The organism is Deltaproteobacteria bacterium, assembly GCA_009930495.1.
Classification (GTDB): Bacteria; Desulfobacterota; Desulfovibrionia; order Desulfovibrionales; family Desulfomicrobiaceae; genus Desulfomicrobium.
Genome location: RZYB01000429.1, coordinates 1 through 1,238, shown reverse-complemented (window position 1 = coordinate 1,238; position 1,238 = coordinate 1). Strand labels below are relative to the sequence as shown.

The 1,238-nt window shown below is 31.4% G+C and carries 1 protein-coding gene; it reads left to right on the top strand.

Translation table 11 applies throughout. From position 1 onward, the window contains the following. Positions 1–159: 159 nt before the first annotated feature. Positions 160–1,101, top strand: a complete 942-nt coding sequence (locus EOL86_15225; protein ID NCD26921.1) for an IS3 family transposase — start codon at positions 160–162, stop codon at positions 1,099–1,101. Positions 1,102–1,238: the final 137 nt, after the last annotated feature.

Sequence of the window (1,238 nt, the reverse complement as noted above, 5' to 3'; positions counted from 1 at the left end):
AAGAACCTTTAAATGATTCTTTGGGAGAAGATGATATGAATCGAAATAGGCGTTCACTACTTGAAGAAAAGAGGCGACTTTTAAGAGAGGAAAAGAGACTAAGATATAGAGTTGCTTATTTGGAATCATTGCTAAAAATTAACGGTATCAACGAAAAGGATATCGCTAAAAAAAAATAAATATTTAGCAATTCAAAAAGCCAATATACCTAATTATGACAAAATTAATATAAGTTTATTTTGCTCTGTAGCTGATATATCTAGAGACTCATACTATCAATATCTTAAGTATTTAAAGAATCAGAATTCTGATAATGAGCGTTATAATAAATTCATATCAGAAGTTCAAGAAGAAACAGGTTATGGAGTTGGGTATCGCAGAATGACTGCAAAGATAAACAAAGAATTTGATGTCAAAGTTAATACTAAACGTATAAGACGACTTATGAATGAGAATGACAAGTTATCTGTCGTAAGACGTAAAAGGCTTACAGAAGTGCAATATAAACGTCGTAAAGAGCAAAAAGACAATTTACCAAAGGACCTTCTTAGAATGAATTTCTTTTCTGGAATACCCAGAAAGATCTTTGTTGAAGATATAACTTATGTGTTTACATTTGAGCAAATGTTTTATCTAAATACCATAGAAGATTTATTCAATAAGGAGATTGTTGCCTGGTGTATTGGTACAAGTCCTGATGCAGATTTATGTGTTTCAACTGTAATGAAACTTAAAGAATATTTGGGCTCTCTAGAGGGGATAATTCTACACTCAGATGCTGGATCAACATATACTGGTTACAAATATAGAGATTGTCTAAAAGACTTAGAAATTGTTCAAAGTATTAGCAAAGGTTCTTGCTATTACAATGCTGTGATGGAATCCTTTAATGGAGTTTACAAAACAGAAGGAGCTTATAATTGGTTTGGAAAAACTAGGTATTTGAGTCGTAGAATAAGCGCTGAAAAGGTGCTTGAAAAAACAAGATGGTTTCTGCCTTATTACAACAATATTAGATTAAAACAAGAACTTGGTTTTTTGAGTCCTGTTGAATATTTAAAGAAGAATCCAAAAGGAACTCTTCCAATGATAATAAGATAACCTTGACTTTAATCTAGAATCTGATAATCTAAAGATGTAATAAACCTGTAATCCTTAATGGATGCAGTCATCAATAATCTGTAGGTTTGATGGTTTCAGTCAATTCAAATAGTGTCAGGCTAAATGGGTGCATATCA